14 protein-coding genes are annotated in these 15,144 nt (G+C 70.1%); all 14 read right to left on the bottom strand.

Translation table 11 applies throughout. The features are described 5' to 3' along the window. Nucleotides 1-137: 137 nt before the first annotated feature. Complete coding sequence (locus KF823_07575) at nucleotides 138-1,727, bottom strand: hypothetical protein (protein ID MBX3725762.1); 1,590 nt, start codon at nucleotides 1,725-1,727, stop codon at nucleotides 138-140. Between the two features lie 986 nt (nucleotides 1,728-2,713). Then, nucleotides 2,714-3,148 carry a hypothetical protein gene (locus KF823_07580; protein MBX3725763.1) on the bottom strand — a complete coding sequence of 145 codons (435 nt, stop codon included), beginning with the start codon at nucleotides 3,146-3,148 and terminating at the stop codon, nucleotides 2,714-2,716. 63 nt (nucleotides 3,149-3,211) lie between these two features. Then, nucleotides 3,212-5,470 (bottom strand): type II secretion system secretin GspD, encoded by a 2,259-nt coding sequence (gene gspD, locus KF823_07585; protein ID MBX3725764.1) that lies wholly within the window; start codon nucleotides 5,468-5,470, stop codon nucleotides 3,212-3,214. An 11-nt stretch (nucleotides 5,471-5,481) separates the two neighbouring features. After that, nucleotides 5,482-6,189 carry a hypothetical protein gene (locus KF823_07590; protein ID MBX3725765.1) on the bottom strand — a complete coding sequence of 236 codons (708 nt, stop codon included), beginning with the start codon at nucleotides 6,187-6,189 and terminating at the stop codon, nucleotides 5,482-5,484. Continuing rightward, nucleotides 6,186-6,836 carry a hypothetical protein gene (locus tag KF823_07595; GenBank protein ID MBX3725766.1) on the bottom strand — a complete coding sequence of 217 codons (651 nt, stop codon included), beginning with the start codon at nucleotides 6,834-6,836 and terminating at the stop codon, nucleotides 6,186-6,188. The genes KF823_07590 and KF823_07595 overlap by 4 nt, the downstream gene beginning before the upstream one ends. After that, nucleotides 6,811-8,049: a PilN domain-containing protein gene (locus KF823_07600; GenBank protein ID MBX3725767.1), complete on the bottom strand. Its 1,239-nt coding sequence runs from the start codon at nucleotides 8,047-8,049 to the stop codon at nucleotides 6,811-6,813. The genes KF823_07595 and KF823_07600 overlap by 26 nt, the downstream gene beginning before the upstream one ends. After that, complete coding sequence (locus KF823_07605; GenBank protein ID MBX3725768.1) at nucleotides 8,049-8,966, bottom strand: general secretion pathway protein GspK; 918 nt, start codon at nucleotides 8,964-8,966, stop codon at nucleotides 8,049-8,051. Before KF823_07605 ends, KF823_07600 begins: the two co-directional genes overlap by 1 nt. Then, complete coding sequence (locus KF823_07610) at nucleotides 8,953-9,699, bottom strand: prepilin-type N-terminal cleavage/methylation domain-containing protein (GenBank protein ID MBX3725769.1); 747 nt, start codon at nucleotides 9,697-9,699, stop codon at nucleotides 8,953-8,955. Before KF823_07610 ends, KF823_07605 begins: the two co-directional genes overlap by 14 nt. Further along, on the bottom strand, nucleotides 9,699-10,250 hold the full coding sequence (locus tag KF823_07615; protein ID MBX3725770.1) for a type II secretion system protein: 552 nt from the start codon (nucleotides 10,248-10,250) through the stop codon (nucleotides 9,699-9,701). Before KF823_07615 ends, KF823_07610 begins: the two co-directional genes overlap by 1 nt. Continuing rightward, nucleotides 10,247-10,753, bottom strand: coding sequence for a prepilin-type N-terminal cleavage/methylation domain-containing protein (locus KF823_07620; protein MBX3725771.1), 507 nt, complete (start codon nucleotides 10,751-10,753; stop codon nucleotides 10,247-10,249). Before KF823_07620 ends, KF823_07615 begins: the two co-directional genes overlap by 4 nt. A gap of 56 nt (nucleotides 10,754-10,809) precedes the next feature. Next, a complete protein-coding gene (gene gspG / locus KF823_07625) occupies nucleotides 10,810-11,232 on the bottom strand; it encodes a type II secretion system major pseudopilin GspG (protein ID MBX3725772.1) in 423 nt (140 codons plus the stop codon). A 5-nt stretch (nucleotides 11,233-11,237) separates the two neighbouring features. Further along, entirely contained in the window at nucleotides 11,238-12,458 is a 1,221-nt protein-coding gene (locus KF823_07630; protein MBX3725773.1) for a type II secretion system F family protein, read from the bottom strand. Between the two features lie 192 nt (nucleotides 12,459-12,650). Then, nucleotides 12,651-14,375, bottom strand: a complete 1,725-nt coding sequence (gene gspE, locus KF823_07635) for a type II secretion system ATPase GspE (GenBank protein MBX3725774.1) — start codon at nucleotides 14,373-14,375, stop codon at nucleotides 12,651-12,653. Beyond that, nucleotides 14,362-15,126 (bottom strand): hypothetical protein, encoded by a 765-nt coding sequence (locus KF823_07640; protein MBX3725775.1) that lies wholly within the window; start codon nucleotides 15,124-15,126, stop codon nucleotides 14,362-14,364. Before KF823_07640 ends, gspE begins: the two co-directional genes overlap by 14 nt. Between the last annotated feature and the right edge of the window lie 18 nt (nucleotides 15,127-15,144).

Genomic DNA, 15,144 nt, shown 5'->3' on the forward strand with positions numbered 1-15,144 from the left:
GGCGACCGTCGCGCGACGTCGGACGGCCGGCATCACAAAAAAGGTCGGCCCTGGCTTGCGACAGGGCCGACCGGATCACTCAAGGTTGTCTGGTGTCCGCATGGGCAGCACCATTCAACCCTTGTTGCAGGCGCTGCTTAGGAGCAGGCCACCGAGCCGACCACACAGTCGCGCTCCGTACGGTGACGGAACAGCGAGGTGTAGTTGGCCAGCACGCCGCTGGCGTTCACGCCGTTGTCGTAGTTGGCCACGAAGAAGCCGGTGACCGGCAGACCGCGGAACACCTGCTGGGTGGTCGACGGACGCATGGCCGGAACGGTGAAGCCGCCACCCGCCTGCTGACCGAACTCGATCGACGTCCAGCCGGCGTCGAAACCGGTCGGAGGCGTGATGTTGGTGTAGTAGGTCGAACCCAGGATGTTGGAGGGCTCATTGGCGGTCAGGCGAGCGCCCTGGCCGAAGGTGACCACCTGGGCCTCCCAGCACAGAGCGTTCTGCGGGGTGCCCGGACGCGGCGGCGAGAAGCCCAGGCCACCACCGGCCGGCGTACGCTCCTCGCGGTCGTACAGACGGACGCGGATGCCCTGGCAGGAACCGTTGGCGCCGAACGCGTTGGCGAACGGAGCGACCGGGGCCGCCGGGTTGAACGCCGGGTTGACGGTGCCGAACTGATCCTGGATGAACGGCGAACGGTCGACGTAGAAGCGCTTGGTCGGGAAGTTGATCACCCACTCCGAGTTGCCCTGGACCGAGGCGTTGCCGTCCAGGTAGTACTCGTTGACCACACGCGGGGAGGCGTACAGGGCCGACAGCGCGTCGACGCGACCGAAGTTGCCGGGCGCGGCGGCCGAGTAGGTGGCCTGGATCAGCTGGCCGAACTCGAACACGTTGGCGGTGGCCTGGCTGAAATCGCCACCCGGGTTGTTGACGTCGGCCAGCGACGGCTCGGCATCACCCGGCGCGAAGTGCAGGATGGAGTAGTTGAAGCCCTCGATGGCGTCGGCGGCATAGCCGGCGATGGTGCCACGCGACGGATTGACGACCATGGCGTTGCCGAACAGCTGGCCCTGACCGGTCGGGGCGCGGTGGCCGGCATCCGGCCAGGTGCCCGTCAGCCACTGGTTGCTGACCGCGGCGCAGTTGGCCGGGTTGCCCGAGGCGTTGTGGGTGACCCAAGCGGCCTGGGTGCCGATGATGTCGGCCATCTCGATCATCTCGATGTAGCCCTCACGGGTACGCTCGAGCGAGCTCAGCACGCCAGCGGCGGCGGCCGGATGGTCGGCAGCGACGCCGGAGTAGGCGAAGTTCACGAACGGCACGTAGCGGGTGCCGCCGATCTCCGGCAGGTCCGGGTTGGTGACGATGTTCGGCGCGGTGCACGAACGATCGCGGGTGAACATGCCGGCGGCCGGGAAGCCGGTGGCGCCCTGCGGGATCTGGAAGATGCCCGCGGTCCACACGTCGAACGGCGACAGGTACAGGTTGAAGTCGAGGACTTCGCGGCTGTTCCGGCCTTCCAGGAAGCGGACCTTGACGGCCTTGGCGACGGCGGCGGTGTTGACCACCGAGATCAGGGTGTCGTTGCCACCCTGGGAGGTGTAGTACGGGTAGATCAGGACCTGACCCAGGCCATCCGGGTTCAGGTTAACGGCATCGGCGATGCTGCCGACGCCCGCCAGGCCGGCGAAACCGGCGACGACGGCGCTCGTCAAAGCATTCTTTCTCATTACAGACACTCCTAATGGACCACAGGGCTTTTTGTGCTCGACCCCCCACCGCCGTGTGCCGCAGGCATACGCCCCGGTTCAACGGGCGGTGAAGGCAACAGCGCCGCAACTATAGGACAAAGGGTTCGGGCAGCGCAATAGCCCCACCGGGGCGGCTTTTCGGCGGTTCCGGCCCCTCCTCGAGGGGCCGGCAGGCGGCGATCCGACGCCCTCGAAGCGGCCCGGGACCGGCGGCGACGCCGCCTGGCCGCCGGACGCAGGACCTGCGGCGGGCAGTCGCGGGGCCCGGGCCACCCTGGCCCAGGACGCGCAGTTGGCCGGCAACCTGCCGTCCTGACTAGCGTCGTGTCTCAGCCCGTTGCCAGGCGGCTTTACGTGAGTGCGACGACACCGCACTTCTCCCCTCCCCCGCCTGCGGGGGAGGGGCGGGGGAGAGGGCCACCCCGGCCAGCGCACGCCGCTGGGCCGGCAACGATGCAGATCATGGCCAGCCCCGACCCTCTCCCCCGGCCCCCTCCCACAGGGAGAGGGGAGCACAGCGCGAGCCGCTCACCGAACACCGAGTCCTGGTCCTTGGTCCCCGATCCTGGGCTGAGACACGACGCTAATCGGGTCTTGCCGTGGGGGTGGGCGCGTGGCTCCTGCGCCGTGTCCGACCCCGGAGGGGTTTCGGCTGGACCCTGGGCCCCGGGGGCAGCGGGGCCGGATCGGCCGGGACCGACGATCGATCGGGCCGACCACGGAGATTCGGTGCAGAGCCGGCCTACGGCCCGAGTTGGCCTGCGCCAACGCATGCAGCACCGCCGGAACCGCAACTTCGTGGCCGCCGTGCCCCTGCCCTGCCCACTCTGCCAGGGCAAGCCGGGAGGGGGCGGAGCGCCGGGCACCCGGCCCGACGCGTGCGGAACGGTCAGCGTCCGGCCCCACTCCTCGCCGAGCAAGCCGGCTACGCGACAGGCCGTGATCGGCGCCGCGGAGAGCGCGGATCAGCGCTCGGGAACGTGGTACCAGGTGCCGTCCAGTCGGACCCACTGCTCCTCCACCTGGCGGACGCCGGGAACGTCGCCGGCACCCGGCATGCGCACCGAATAGGTGAGCAGCAGGATCGCGGTGCAGCTGTCCTCGTTGGCGCAGCGCGCCTCCTGCCATTCGATCCCGTCCCAGCGCAGCGCGGCGGAGCGGGCGCCGGAGGCATAGCCCTCCAGTGAGCGGGTCGAACGGTAGCCCGGGCTGAAGAACGCGTAGGCCTCTGCGAACTGGTCGGCGATCAGGTGCTGCCAACGGGCGGTGGCGCGCTGCTCCAGCGCGACCAGCGGGTCGGCCGGGGCGCGGCCGGCCGGGTTGCTTGCGCAGCCGGCCAGCAGGGCCCAGACCATCATGGCCAGAGTGAGCAGCGGCAGGATTGGGAAACGGGCCGTCATGGTGGGTCTCCGGGAAAGGGGGCAATGGACCGGGGTGCCGCGCCCGGATGTGGGCGCGGATAGTTAGTGTTCCGGCAGGGGTTCGACCTGACTGTCTTCCGGAGCGGGAGTTCCCACGCCCAATGGCTGCCCAGTGCGCAGATCAAGAGGCTTCAACTGGCGGAAGTTGCGCTGATACTCCTCCGTGATGCCTCGAGCATCCCGCACGTCGCGCAGGACCGTAGGACGTATCAGCACGATCAGCTCCCGTCGCACCTCGCGCCTCGAAGTGCTGCCGAACAGCTTGCCTACCACTGGGATGTTCGAGAGGCCAGGGACACCGCGGCGCCCACCGGTATTCTCTTCGTCAATCAAGCCACCGATAAGCACGGACTCTCCGCCCTGGACGGCGACCTGCGTTTCCACCGTGCGACGATTGATCGCTCGATTCCGGGTGAGCTCCTCGATTTCGCCAGGCTTGCTCACCTCCTGCGACAGCTCCAGGTAAACCAGCCCTCCGGGATTCACGCGGGGCTTGACCGAAAGAATCACGCCAGTGTCCCTGAACTGCACCGTATTGGTGTTGAAGGCACCCACCCCTCCAACACTTCCGGGATTGAGGAACTGCGAGACGACTGGAATCTGGTCGCCAACGTTGATGGTTGCCTCCTGATTGTTCAATACCGTCAGAGAGGGCGCGGAAAGAATCCGTACCTCGCTTCTCGACTGCAGCGCTCGGATGGCGACGTTGAGCTCGTTGTTTAGGAACCTGTAAAAGAAAGGCTCACCGTCATAGTTGGCGCCGCCAGAGCCGATCGCCCATTGTTGCTTGTTGCCAGGTTGCAGGTTGGTGTTCCCGCCCAACAGCCCCTCCAGGAACCATTGAACGCCGTACTGCAGGTCGCCAGTCAGGCTGACTTCGATGATCTGCATCTCGACATGTACCTGCAGCGGCTCGATGTCGAGCTTGCGGATCGCGGCCAGGACCGCCTGGTACTGGCTGCTGGTGGCGCGCACCAGCAACTGGTTGTTCTCCTCGACCGCGGTGAAGCTGATCTCGTCGCTTCCACTGACCGCGATGCCGCCCTCGCCGCCCGCCTGCTGGCGGCGCCGGGTCTGGGCGGGGGCGGGCACGGTGCCGCCGCTGCCGATCTCGGTCGCCTCCAGCCCGGGCGCGACATTGGCGCGCGGCGCCCGGCGCTGGCTGGGCCCGGCCGGCGTGCCGCCACCGGAGAAGATCGCGCCCAGGTAGTCGGCCAGGTCGACCGCCTTGATGTTGCGGACGTCGTAGACGAACAGCTGGGTGCCGGCCACCGAGGCGTTGTTGCGGTCGAGGCGGCGCAGCCAGCGGCGCGCCTCGTCGAGATAGTCGGGATTTTGGGTGATCACGAACAGGCCGCCCAGGCGCTCGACCGGCAGGAACCGGAACATGCCGGCCAGGGGCGAGCCGTTCGGGTCCATGAACAGCTTCTCCAGCTCCGGCATGACCTCGGCAACTTCAGCGTTCTCCAGCGGGTAGAAGGCGATCGACATGCCCTTCAGCCAGTCGACGTCGAAGATCTCGATGGTGCGCAGATAGGCCTGCAGTTCCTCGCGGGTGCCGGCCAGCACCAGGATGCCGCGCGAGTTGTCGGCGCTGATCACCGCGTTGGGCCGGGCGAACGGCGCCAGCAGGCGCTGCATCTCGCTGGGCGAGATGTAGGTCAACGGCACGATCTGCACCTGGTAGCCGCGTCCGGCCGGGATCGGGCCCATGCGCGGGCTGAGGTTGCCGGGCACCGCGCCGGTCACCGGCAGGATCTCGTAGCGGCCTTCCTTGAACACGATGCTGGCGTTGTTGAGCGCCAGCAGGTACTCCAGCACGGCCATCGCCTGCTCGGCGCGGATCGGCTTCTGGGTGACGTAGGTGACGGTGCCGCCGACGCCCGGGGCGATCAGGTAGTTCTCGCCGTAGACCTCGCCGATGATCGCCTGGACCACGGCCTGGATCGGCTGGTCCTGGAAATTGAAGTTGACCTCGCCGTCGGTCGGCGGCACCGGCAACGGCCGCGACGCCGCCTGCACGTTGACCAGGTCGCGGCTGCCGATCTGGATGATCTCCTCGCGGATGGCGTCGTCGTCGTCCCCGCTGCCCTCCTCCAGAGTGATGCCGGCGTCGTTCGCGGGGTCGGCCGCGGCGACGCGGTCTTCGCCACCCACGTAGGAAAGCGCCCGGCTCGGCTGGTTCCAGTCACGCGCGGGCGGCTGCACCGGCGCCTGGGTGGGCGTGGTCGCGCAGCCGGCCAGCATCGCAAGCAGGGCGAACGCCGCGGCGACGCGGCAGGAAGTGCGGGAGGGGATCATGAATTCACTCGTCATTGCTTGCTCTGCTCGGCTTCGCGGCGCAGTTGGGCGCGGCGCTCCTCGATACGGCGGCGGATCTCGGCGGCACGGCGCGCGACCTCGTCCTCCTCGCTGCCGACCGCCTCGGCCGCGGCCTGGCCCGGCCGCGCCATGGCAGGCGCCGCAACCGGCTGCGGCAGCGGTGGCGGGGCGGGAATGGCGGCACCGCCGCCGATCGCCAGCTCCAGGGTCTCCTCGGTGCTGGTGGCGGCGTCCTCGAACACCACCCGGCGCGGCTCCACGGTCTTGACCACCCAGCCACCCTGGTCACCCGGCATCGGCATGCCTTCGCTCAGCCGCAGGTTCTGGCCGTTGCTGTTGTCGCGCAGCAGCGCGATGCGGGTACGGGGCGTGTGGATCACGCCGGTGAGCACGGCGTTCAGCGGCGCGGTCGGGGGCTGTTCGACCACCGGCTCGGGGGCTTCCGGCGTTTCCTTGGGCTCGGGCCGGCGGTCCTCGGCGAACAGCGGTCGCTGCGCCAGGTCGGGGAAACGGTCCAGCGGCGGAAGGTCGACCTGGGCCTCGGTCAGGGCCAGTTCCGGTACCGGCTCCGGCACCGGCTCGCGCACGCCCGGCACGCCACGGCCGAACCCTGCCAGCATGAGCAGATAGAGCAGGCCGGCGCCGGCGGCAACCGCCGCCAGCACGCGTGTCAGGCGCTGTCGCTGCTGCCTGCTCATCGGCCGGTCCTTGCGCCGCCCGCCCCGGGGCCGGGCGCCCGCAGGTAACCGTACAGATCGAAGCGGATATCCAGACGGTAGCTGCCGACAGGCGCGCCGGTGCCGCCGCCGAACGCGGTCGGACGCCCGGCAGCGACCTGCTGCCGGTAGATGTTCAGTTCGTCGGCGAACAGCAGGGGCTTGCCGCCTTCCAGCGCGTGCAGGATCTCGCCGAAATCGTCGATGTCGCAACGCAGGTGCACCGAGATGGTGACCCGTTCGTAGCGCTCCTCGGCCATCGAGCGCTTGGGATTGTGGCTCGCCACCTCGCAACGCTCGGGCACCTCGGCATGCTGGGTGACGACGTCCTTGAGGCGCAGGAACAGCGCCGCGGCCGCCGAATCGAAGTCGGCCTCGGGCAGGAAGGACGGACTGCCGGACTCGAAGGCGCGCACCTGCGCCAGGCGCGCCTCGATGTCGGTACGGGCGGCGATCGCGGCGCGGAACCGCGCCTCCTGCTGGCGCAGGTCGGAAATCTCGCCGGCCATGGCCAGGTGCGGCGACACGAACCACCAGTGGACCAGCAGCAGGTAGCCGCCGATCGCGACGATCAGGGCCAGCACCACGGCCAGCAACCGGCCCTTACCCGGCGGCGGAAGCACCCGCATCGGCGGCCTCCTCGTCGTCCTGTCGCTCCGGGGGGGATTCCGGCGCGTCGTCGGGCTTGTCGGGCGCCTGCGTCGGCGGCACGACGGGGTCGTCCGCACCGGGCTGCAGCCGGTAGCGGGCATTCAGGGTGAAGCGCTCCTTGCGGGTGCGGGCGTCCGGCGAGATCTGGCCGATGAAGGCGGGGTTGGCCAGGGTCCGGGAATCCTGCAGCAGTGCGATCAGGCGGGTCGCCTCGTCGCTCTGTCCGGCGATCTCCAGGGCGCCCTCGCGGAAGCTCAGCCGCTCGAGCCAGGTGTGGTCGGGCAGGCGGGCGCTGACGTCGGCCAGCACCCGCAGCGCGGATGGCGTCTGCCGCTTGCGCTCGGTCAGGTAGCCGGCGCCCTCGACGGCGTTGTCGAGCTGGTTGCGCAGCGCTGTCACGGCGCGCGCCTCGGTGCGCGCCTGCTCGACGTTGGCGCGCAGGCCCTCGAGTGCCTGGGCGCGATTGGCCAGGGACTGCTGCATGGCCAGCACCGCCAGCAGCACGGCGGCGGCGGCCAGGATCCAGTTCATGCGCCGCTGGGGGTCGCTGCGCCGGGCGCGCAGCGTCTCGGGCAGCAGGTTGAAGCCGGCCGGCTCGCGCGCCGGACCGGTCAGCAGGTCGGCACCGTCCAGCGGCAGGTCCAGGGCGCGCGCGCGCTCGACCAGGCCGTCGAGCACCGGCCGGGGCACGATCGCCAGCCGGACCTTGATCTGGCGGCCGGCCGCGGCCGGCTCGACCTGCTGGTCGTAGTAGACCTGATCGGCCTTGAAGGGCGTCTGCCGGTCCATCTCGAAGGCCAGGACCTGGCGCAGGTTGGTCTCGACGGCGGCCGGGAACTGCAAGGAACGGAGCAGGGCCTGGCCGGACGGCAGGACCAGCAGCAGGCGGCGGTCGGGATCGGGCTCGCGCCCGAGCAGGCGCTGGGCGTCGGCGCGCAGGATGTCGCGATCGCCCTCGAGCGGCAGCCGCGCGAACGGCTCGGCCTCGCCGCCACGGCGCAGGCGCAGCTCCTGGCCATCCAGCTCCACGAGCCAGGCCACGCGCCGGTCCTGGAACCAGCCCTGCCAGTGCGGCGGCAGCAGCCCGACCAGCTCGGCCCGCCACCAGGCAAGAAAGACCGGCACCGGGGAGCGCCGGTAGCGCGCCACCCAGGGGGCGACCGTCGGTTTGAGGGCGTCGAGCAGGGGCATCAGGCGTTTTCGTTGTCGCGCCAGCGCAGGATGACGAACGGGCGGCCGTTCGCCGCGGCACCGCCGATGCGGATGGTGGCCTCGAGCAGCCCGGTCGCGCCGTTGGCCAGCGTGGCCTTGGACCGCACACTGTAAGTGAAACCGCCGCCGCCCGCCATGACGGGGGTGCCGTCGGGGAGGGTCAGCAGGCCGGCCATGGCCGGGTCGCCGAGCGGCAGCTCGCGCCGCTGGGCGACGAATTCCTCGGCCATTTCCGGGGTCATGCCGGGCAGGGCCAGCAGGGCGTCGGCGGAGGCGTAGGCGGCGTTCGGCTGCATGCGACCGGCGTAGACCGTCACCGCCGGCTCGAGTTCGCGGAACAGCTCATAGGTGATGCCCATCACCTGCTGGAGCTCGGCGACGGTGTCGAAATAGGCGTTCTTCGCGCCGTACGGATAGCCGGCGGCGCGGTAGTCGGCCGATTCCGCACCGAGCGGCATGGCCGAGTCGTCGGGGTCCCGCCAATCCATGATCGCGTGTGCCAGTTCCTGGGCATGGAGCTCCTCGACCCCCTTGCCGCGCAGGAAGTTCACCAGGGTCGCCTCATCGGAGATGTTCAGGTCCAGCTTGCCGCTCTCGTCGACGATCGCCACCTCGATGCGCACGCCGTCGATCTCGAAGGCGTACGGCCGGCCGTCCGGGATCCAGCGCAGCGCGGGATCGGGCAGGCGCATCTCCAGCACCACCCGGTGCAGGCCTGCTTCGGCCAGGTAGCGGGCGCGGGTGGTGTCGAACAGGTTGCGCGCCTGCAGGTGTTCGACATGGGCGATGAGGGCATAGCCGCCGATGATCAGGGTCAGCATGGCGGTCGCCCAGACCGTGAACAGCAGGGCGGCGCCGCGCGCCCGGCGCGGGTGATGGCGGTCAGCGTTCGGCATTGGGGTTGTTCCCTACGGGCGGTTGCGGTACCGGCTGACCCTCCGGCGTCATCGGCTGGATGATGCCGGAGGCCTCCATGCCCGCCTGGTCGTCGCCGCCGAAGAACCGGTAGGCGTTGTTGACGCCGCCGACGTCGATCAGCAGGGGCACTTCCAGCACCGGCCAGGTCAGGCCGCTGTCACGGTCGAAATCGATGCTCAGTCGGACCATCATCGGCGTGCGCGAGGGGTCCTCCCAGTCGTCCCGCCAGTCGCCCAGACGGCCGCGTTCGTCGATGCCGCGGAACTCGAAGCGCCCCCGGCGGATGCGGTCGAGCAGGAACACCGGCTCGGCTGCGTCGTCCTCGTCGCCGAGCAGCAGGCGGTGGTTGAACACCAGCCGACCCCGCTCGATCGACAGCGACTGCACATAGGGTCCGCCGCTGCTCAGGTAGCCCGGCATCGGCGCCACGAAGGTGATCTCGCGCTCCTTCCCCGCGAACACGTGATTGCGCCCCTCGCGGCGATCCGCGGCGAACGCCAGCGGCACCGACCGGGACAGCTGGCGGCGCACGAACTCCTGGGTGACCCGGATCGAGTTGACCGCCTCGATGCGTTGCTCGCCGCGTTCGGCCGCCTTGCGGCTCATGCGGATCGCGCCCACCGCGATCGCCATGATCATGGCGACCAGGATCATGGCCAGCACCACCTCGATCAGCGTGAAGCCGCGGGAGCGCCGGGCGATGCGCGGCATCACCGCTTCTCCTCCGCCATGCTGCCGCCCGGATCGCGGTTGCCGGCGCCCCTGCCGCCCCGGGAGGACCGCTGGGTGGGCAGCGCGCCGCCCTCGCCGGCGGTCTCGCCAGGCGGGGTGTCGAACAGCACCGCCTGGTCGGGCGCATAGGCGCGCAGCGTGGTGAAGCGCGTGCTGCGCTCGCGCGGCGGCCGCCCCCAGAAGACGTCCAGGTCGACCCGGTACAGGCGCATGCCGATGGACTCGGTGTCGACCGGCTCGTCGCGCTCGGGCACGTATTCCTCGACCAGCATCTCCCAGCGGAAGTCCTTGTCGAAGCGGTCGCGGCTGCTGCCCTCCTCGAGCTTCTCGCCGATGCCGACCAGGTCCAGCTTGCTCTGCGCCCACTGCGCCGCCAGGGATTCCTGCTCGGCGCGCACGGTCTGCCGCATCGAGATGCTCAGCGCCGACATCAGCACGCCCAGGAAGATGGCGAGCAGCACGAAGGCGGCGATCGCCTCGATCAGGGTGAAGCCGTGCGCGGCGCGGCGCGCTGGCGGCAGGCGCATCATCGCCTGACCTCCTCGAGCGAGATCTCGCCGGTCAGCCAGGTGACGTTGACCAGCCACTCGCGCTGGCCGGCCAGCAGGCGGACGAAGCCGCCGGTCGAGCTGCCGTCCGGGAAGAACCGGATGCGGCCGGCGGTCTCCTGGGTGATCTCCTGGCGGGCGGTTCGCAGCACCATCCGCATGTCGTCCGGAAGCTTGACGGTCGCCCTGCCGGGCGCGCTGTATGTGCGCGCCTCGACGTCGACCTCCAGGGCCCGCTCCTGGCGCTGCAGGATCGCCTGGCCGCGCGTGTAGCGCAGCGCCGCAGCCAGGTCGCGGCTGGCCGACTTGACCTTGGTCGAGGCCAGGCCCCGGGACAGGCTGAACGCCATGGCGCTGACCACGATCACGCTGAGCGCCAGCACCGCCACCAGCTCGATCAGCGAGAAGCCGGAAGCGCGCCCGCGGCGACCGCGCCGCGACCGGTGGCGGTCACCCGGAATGGGCGGTCGGCAGGAGCTGGTCATGGCTGTCGTCCTGCCGGGCGGCGCCGGCGCCGGCGGGCTCCGCCCGGCGCCCGGGCCTACTGCCAGCTGCCGATGTCGGCGTTGTTGCCGTCACCGCCGGGCTGCTTGTCGCGGCCCAGGGAGACGATGTCGAAGTCGCCGTGCTGGCCGGGCAGGCGGTAGACCAGGTCGGTGCCCCAGGGGTCCTTGAGCTGGGCCTCACGGATGTACGGACCGCCCCAGTCGTTGCCGACACCGGACGGCCGGGTGACCAGTTCCTGCAGCCCGTTCGGATAGCTGCCGGTGTCCATGTAGAAGTTCTCGACCGCGGCGGCGACGATCTTCACCTGCGACTTGGCCGCGTTGACCTGGCCGCGACCGAACTGTGGCGCGACGCCGCGCACGACCAGGGTGGCGACGATGCCGATCAGCACCAGCACGGCGACCATCTCGATCAGGCTGAAACCGCCGGCGCGGTTGCGGGGAAGGGCGTGCAGCATGGGGTTCAGCCTCCTACGGTGGACATGATGGTCATGATCGGCATCAGCAGCGCCATCATGATAAGCCCGACCACCAGCGCCATGACCAGGGTGAGCACCGGGGTCAGCGCCGCCAGCAGGCGGTCGATGGTGGCCTTGGTCTCGTTGTCGAAGGCGTCGGCGACCTTGAGCAGCATGGTGTCCAGCTCGCCCGACTCCTCGCCCACCGCGACCATCTGCAGCGCCAGCTTGGGAAAGCGCTTCTGCTGTCCCAGGGCGTACGCCAGGCCGTCGCCGGTCTTGACCAGGCCGGCGGCCTCGTCGACCGCCTCGGCCAGCACCGAATTGCTGAGCACGTTGCGGGCGATCGACAGGGCCGCAAGCAATGGAACGCCGCTCTGCAGCAAAGTTCCCAGGGTGCGCGCCAGGCGCGCGGTGTCCAGGCGCAGCATCAGGGTGCCGAACAGGCCCATGCGCAGAAAGCGCTCGTCCCAGGCGCGCCGGGTATCGGCCTGCGCGAGCTGGCGGCGGAACCAGGCGGCGAGCACCACGAAGCCGCCCAGCAGCAGCCACCACCAGCCGGTCAGCAGGTTGCCGAAGGCCAGCACCATGCGGGTGATCAGGGGCAGGTCGGTGCCAAGGTCCTCGAACATCGGCACGAACTGCGGCACCACGAACATCAGCAGCAGCACGATGGTGGCCAGCACCGCCACCACCAGGATGGCGGGGTAGATCAGGGCGCTGATCACGGTGGCCTTCAGCTTCTGGCTGCGGTCCATGTACTCGGCAAGGCGGCGCAGGGTGCGCTCCAGAGTGCCGCCGATCTCGCCGGCACGGACCATGTTCACGTACAGGCGGCTGAACGAGCCGTGCTGGGCCTCCAGGGCGTCGGACAGCGTGCTGCCCTCGCGCACCTGGTCGCGCACCCGGCCGATCATGGCGCGCGCCTTCTCGCTCTCGGGCATGTCGAGCAGGATCTGCAAGGCCCGGTCGAGTGGCTGCCCGGCACCCATCAGGGTGGCCAGCTGGTCGGTGAACGCGGTGACCTGCTTGGCGTTCATCGCGCTCTTGCGCATCAGCCCGCCGAACAGCCCGCCCGCCATCGCCGCGTCGGCCTCCTCGGCCGACAGCGGGATGTTGCCCGCCTCCTGCACCTTGAGGATCACCTCGTCGGCGCTGCCGGCGTCCATCTGCCCCTCCAGCGTGTCGCCGGCGGGGGTGACGGCCTTGTAGCGGTAGAGGGTCATGGGTTGGGGGGGCTGGGGACCGGGGACCGGGGACCGGGGACCGGGGCAGGGCAGGAGCGTTCGCGAACCGTGCTGAGCGGCAGGCGCGGGACACGCAGCACCCAAGACCGGCAGGTAAGCTCAGCCCGCCACGACGGGCCGACCTCCGGTCCCCGGTCCCCGGTCCCCGGTCCCGGACAGCTGCGCTGCGCCCTAGCCCTCCTGCGTGACACGCAACACCTCCTCCACCGTGGTCACGCCGGCGACCGACTTGGCCAGGCCATCCTCGAACATGATGCGCATGCCCTCTTCCTGGGCCTGGGCCTGCAGCTTGAGTTCGTCGGCGTGCTGCATGATCAGGCGGCGCAGCGGCTCGCTCATGGTCAGGAACTCCATGATCGTGGTGCGCCCGAAGTAGCCGGTCGGGGTGATCGTCGAGGGCATCGGCCGGAACAGCTTCACCGGCCGCTCGCTGGTGTAGCGCTCCAGGCGGTACTCGGCGACCACCTCTGGCAGGGCGACGTAGGGCTCGGCGTGGGTCGGCTCCATGCGCCGCACCAGGCGCTGCGCCAGGATGCCGTTGATGGTCGAGCACAGCAGGTAGTCCTCGACGCCCATGTCGAGCAGGCGGGTGATGCCGCCGGCCGCCGAGTTGGTGTGCAGGGTCGACAGCACCAGGTGGCCGGTCAGCGCCGACTGGATGGCGATCTTCGCCGTCTCCAGGTCGCGCATCTCGCCGATCATGATGATGTCGGGGTCCTGGCGGACGATCGAGCGCAGCGCGTGCGCGAAGTCCAGGCCGATCTGCGGCTTGGCCTGGATCTGGTTGATGCCCTCGATCTGGTACTCGACCGGATCCTCGACCGTGATGATCTTCACGTCCGGCGTGTTGAGCTGGGACAGCGCGGTGTACAGCGTGGTGGTCTTGCCCGAGCCGGTCGGGCCGGTCACCAGCATGATGCCGTGCGGCAGCTCCAGCACCTTCAGGAAGCGCGGCAGGAACTCGTCGGTGAAGCCCAGCCGGTGGAAGTCGAAGACCACGCTCTCGCGGTCGAGGATGCGCATGACCACGCTCTCGCCGTGCGCGGTCGGCACGGTGGAGACGCGCAGGTCGAGCTCCTTGCCCTGCACGCGCAGCATGATGCGGCCGTCCTGCGGCAGGCGCCGTTCGGCGATGTTGAGCTTGGCCATGATCTTGATGCGCGAGATCACCGCCGCGGTGCTCGAGGCCGGTGGCGATTCCACCTCGTGCAGCACGCCGTCGACGCGGTAGCGCACTTTCAGGCGGTTCTCGAACGGCTCGATGTGGATGTCGCTGGCGCGACCCTCGACGGCACGCTGGATGACCAGGTTGACCAGCCGGATGACGGGGGCCTCGGAAGCGAGGTCGCGCAGGTGCTCGACGTCGTCCTCGCCGCGGCCGCCGTCCTCGGACAGGCTCTCGACGATGGTGCCCAGGGCCGAACGGCCCTGGCCGTAGTAACGCTCGATCAGGTCGTCGATCTCCGAGCGCAGGCCGACCGCGACCTCGACCCGGCGGCCGGTGGCCAGGGCGGTGGCCTGCACCGGGTAGTCCTCCTGCGGATCGGCGACCAGCAGGCGCACACTGGCCTCGGTCTCGGCGATCGGCACCACGTGGTACTGCTTTAGGAAGCGCATCGGAAGCTGGATGTTCTCGGGCGGCGACTCCGGCGCGTCCTTGGCGGCCAGCACGTCCAGGCCCATGACCGCTGCGATCGCCTCGGCGACGTCGCGCTCGGAGGCCAGGCCCAGCTTGGTCAGCAGGGCGACCAGGCTGCCGCCGGACTCCTCGTGCAGGCGCCGCGCGCGGCCCAGGTCGGCCTCCTTGAGGCGACCGCGTTCGACAAGGGCAGCGCAGATGCGCACCTCATTCTCGTCCAGCGTCGCCACCGGCGCTTGCGGTTCAGCCACGTCCATCGGGTTCATTCCTGGTTGCCTCCGGACCGGACGCGGCCGGGGCGGGTGGCGCTGGGACCGGCGTCGGGGCCGCAGGTTCCGCCGCGGCCGGCCGCGCCAGGTCTTCGACCAGGCGCCGGTTCATCAGCATCCACAGTACCACCGGCACCACCGCCGGCAGGATCAGGTAGCCGAGCTGGTAGGCCAGCGCGACCAGCTCGGGCTCCAGCCCGGCGCCGCGCAGGGCGTCGGCGCCCAGGAACTGCAGGGCGACCACCCAGGCGCCGGTGACCGCGCCGAACGCCTGCACCACGCAGACCGCCAGCCAGCCGGCCAGCATCTGCGCCAGCCGGCGCCGGGCGCCCAGCGGCGTCGCCATCACCAGGCCCCAGATCAACGCCAGGCCGTAACCGTACTTCATGGTGTTGACCACCGGCAGCGGCTCCTCGCCGGTGGCCTGCTTCTCGGCACGCATCGGCGCCGGCATCGCCTGCTCCGAAAAACGCAGCACCAGCAGGTGGTCGTCGCGCGCGGTGCGTCCTTCGGTCGGTGCGCCCGGCCCGGTCGGCAGGCTCGCGCCCGGATCGATCAGGTGCCGGGGAAATCCGCGCCAGACATCCTCGAACAGGGCCGGCTGGCCGCGCAGCACCGACTGCGCGGCCAGGCTGGACGGCAGCATGAACACGCTGGACCAGTACACCCAGATGAAGAACATCGCCGGCAGCCACAGCAACGCAGCCAGGAAGAAGCGCCGCATCGGCACCGCGCTCATGACGCGGTCCCGGCAGGG

This window comes from Lysobacterales bacterium (genome assembly GCA_019634735.1).
GTDB lineage: Bacteria > Pseudomonadota > Gammaproteobacteria > Xanthomonadales > UBA2363 > Pseudofulvimonas.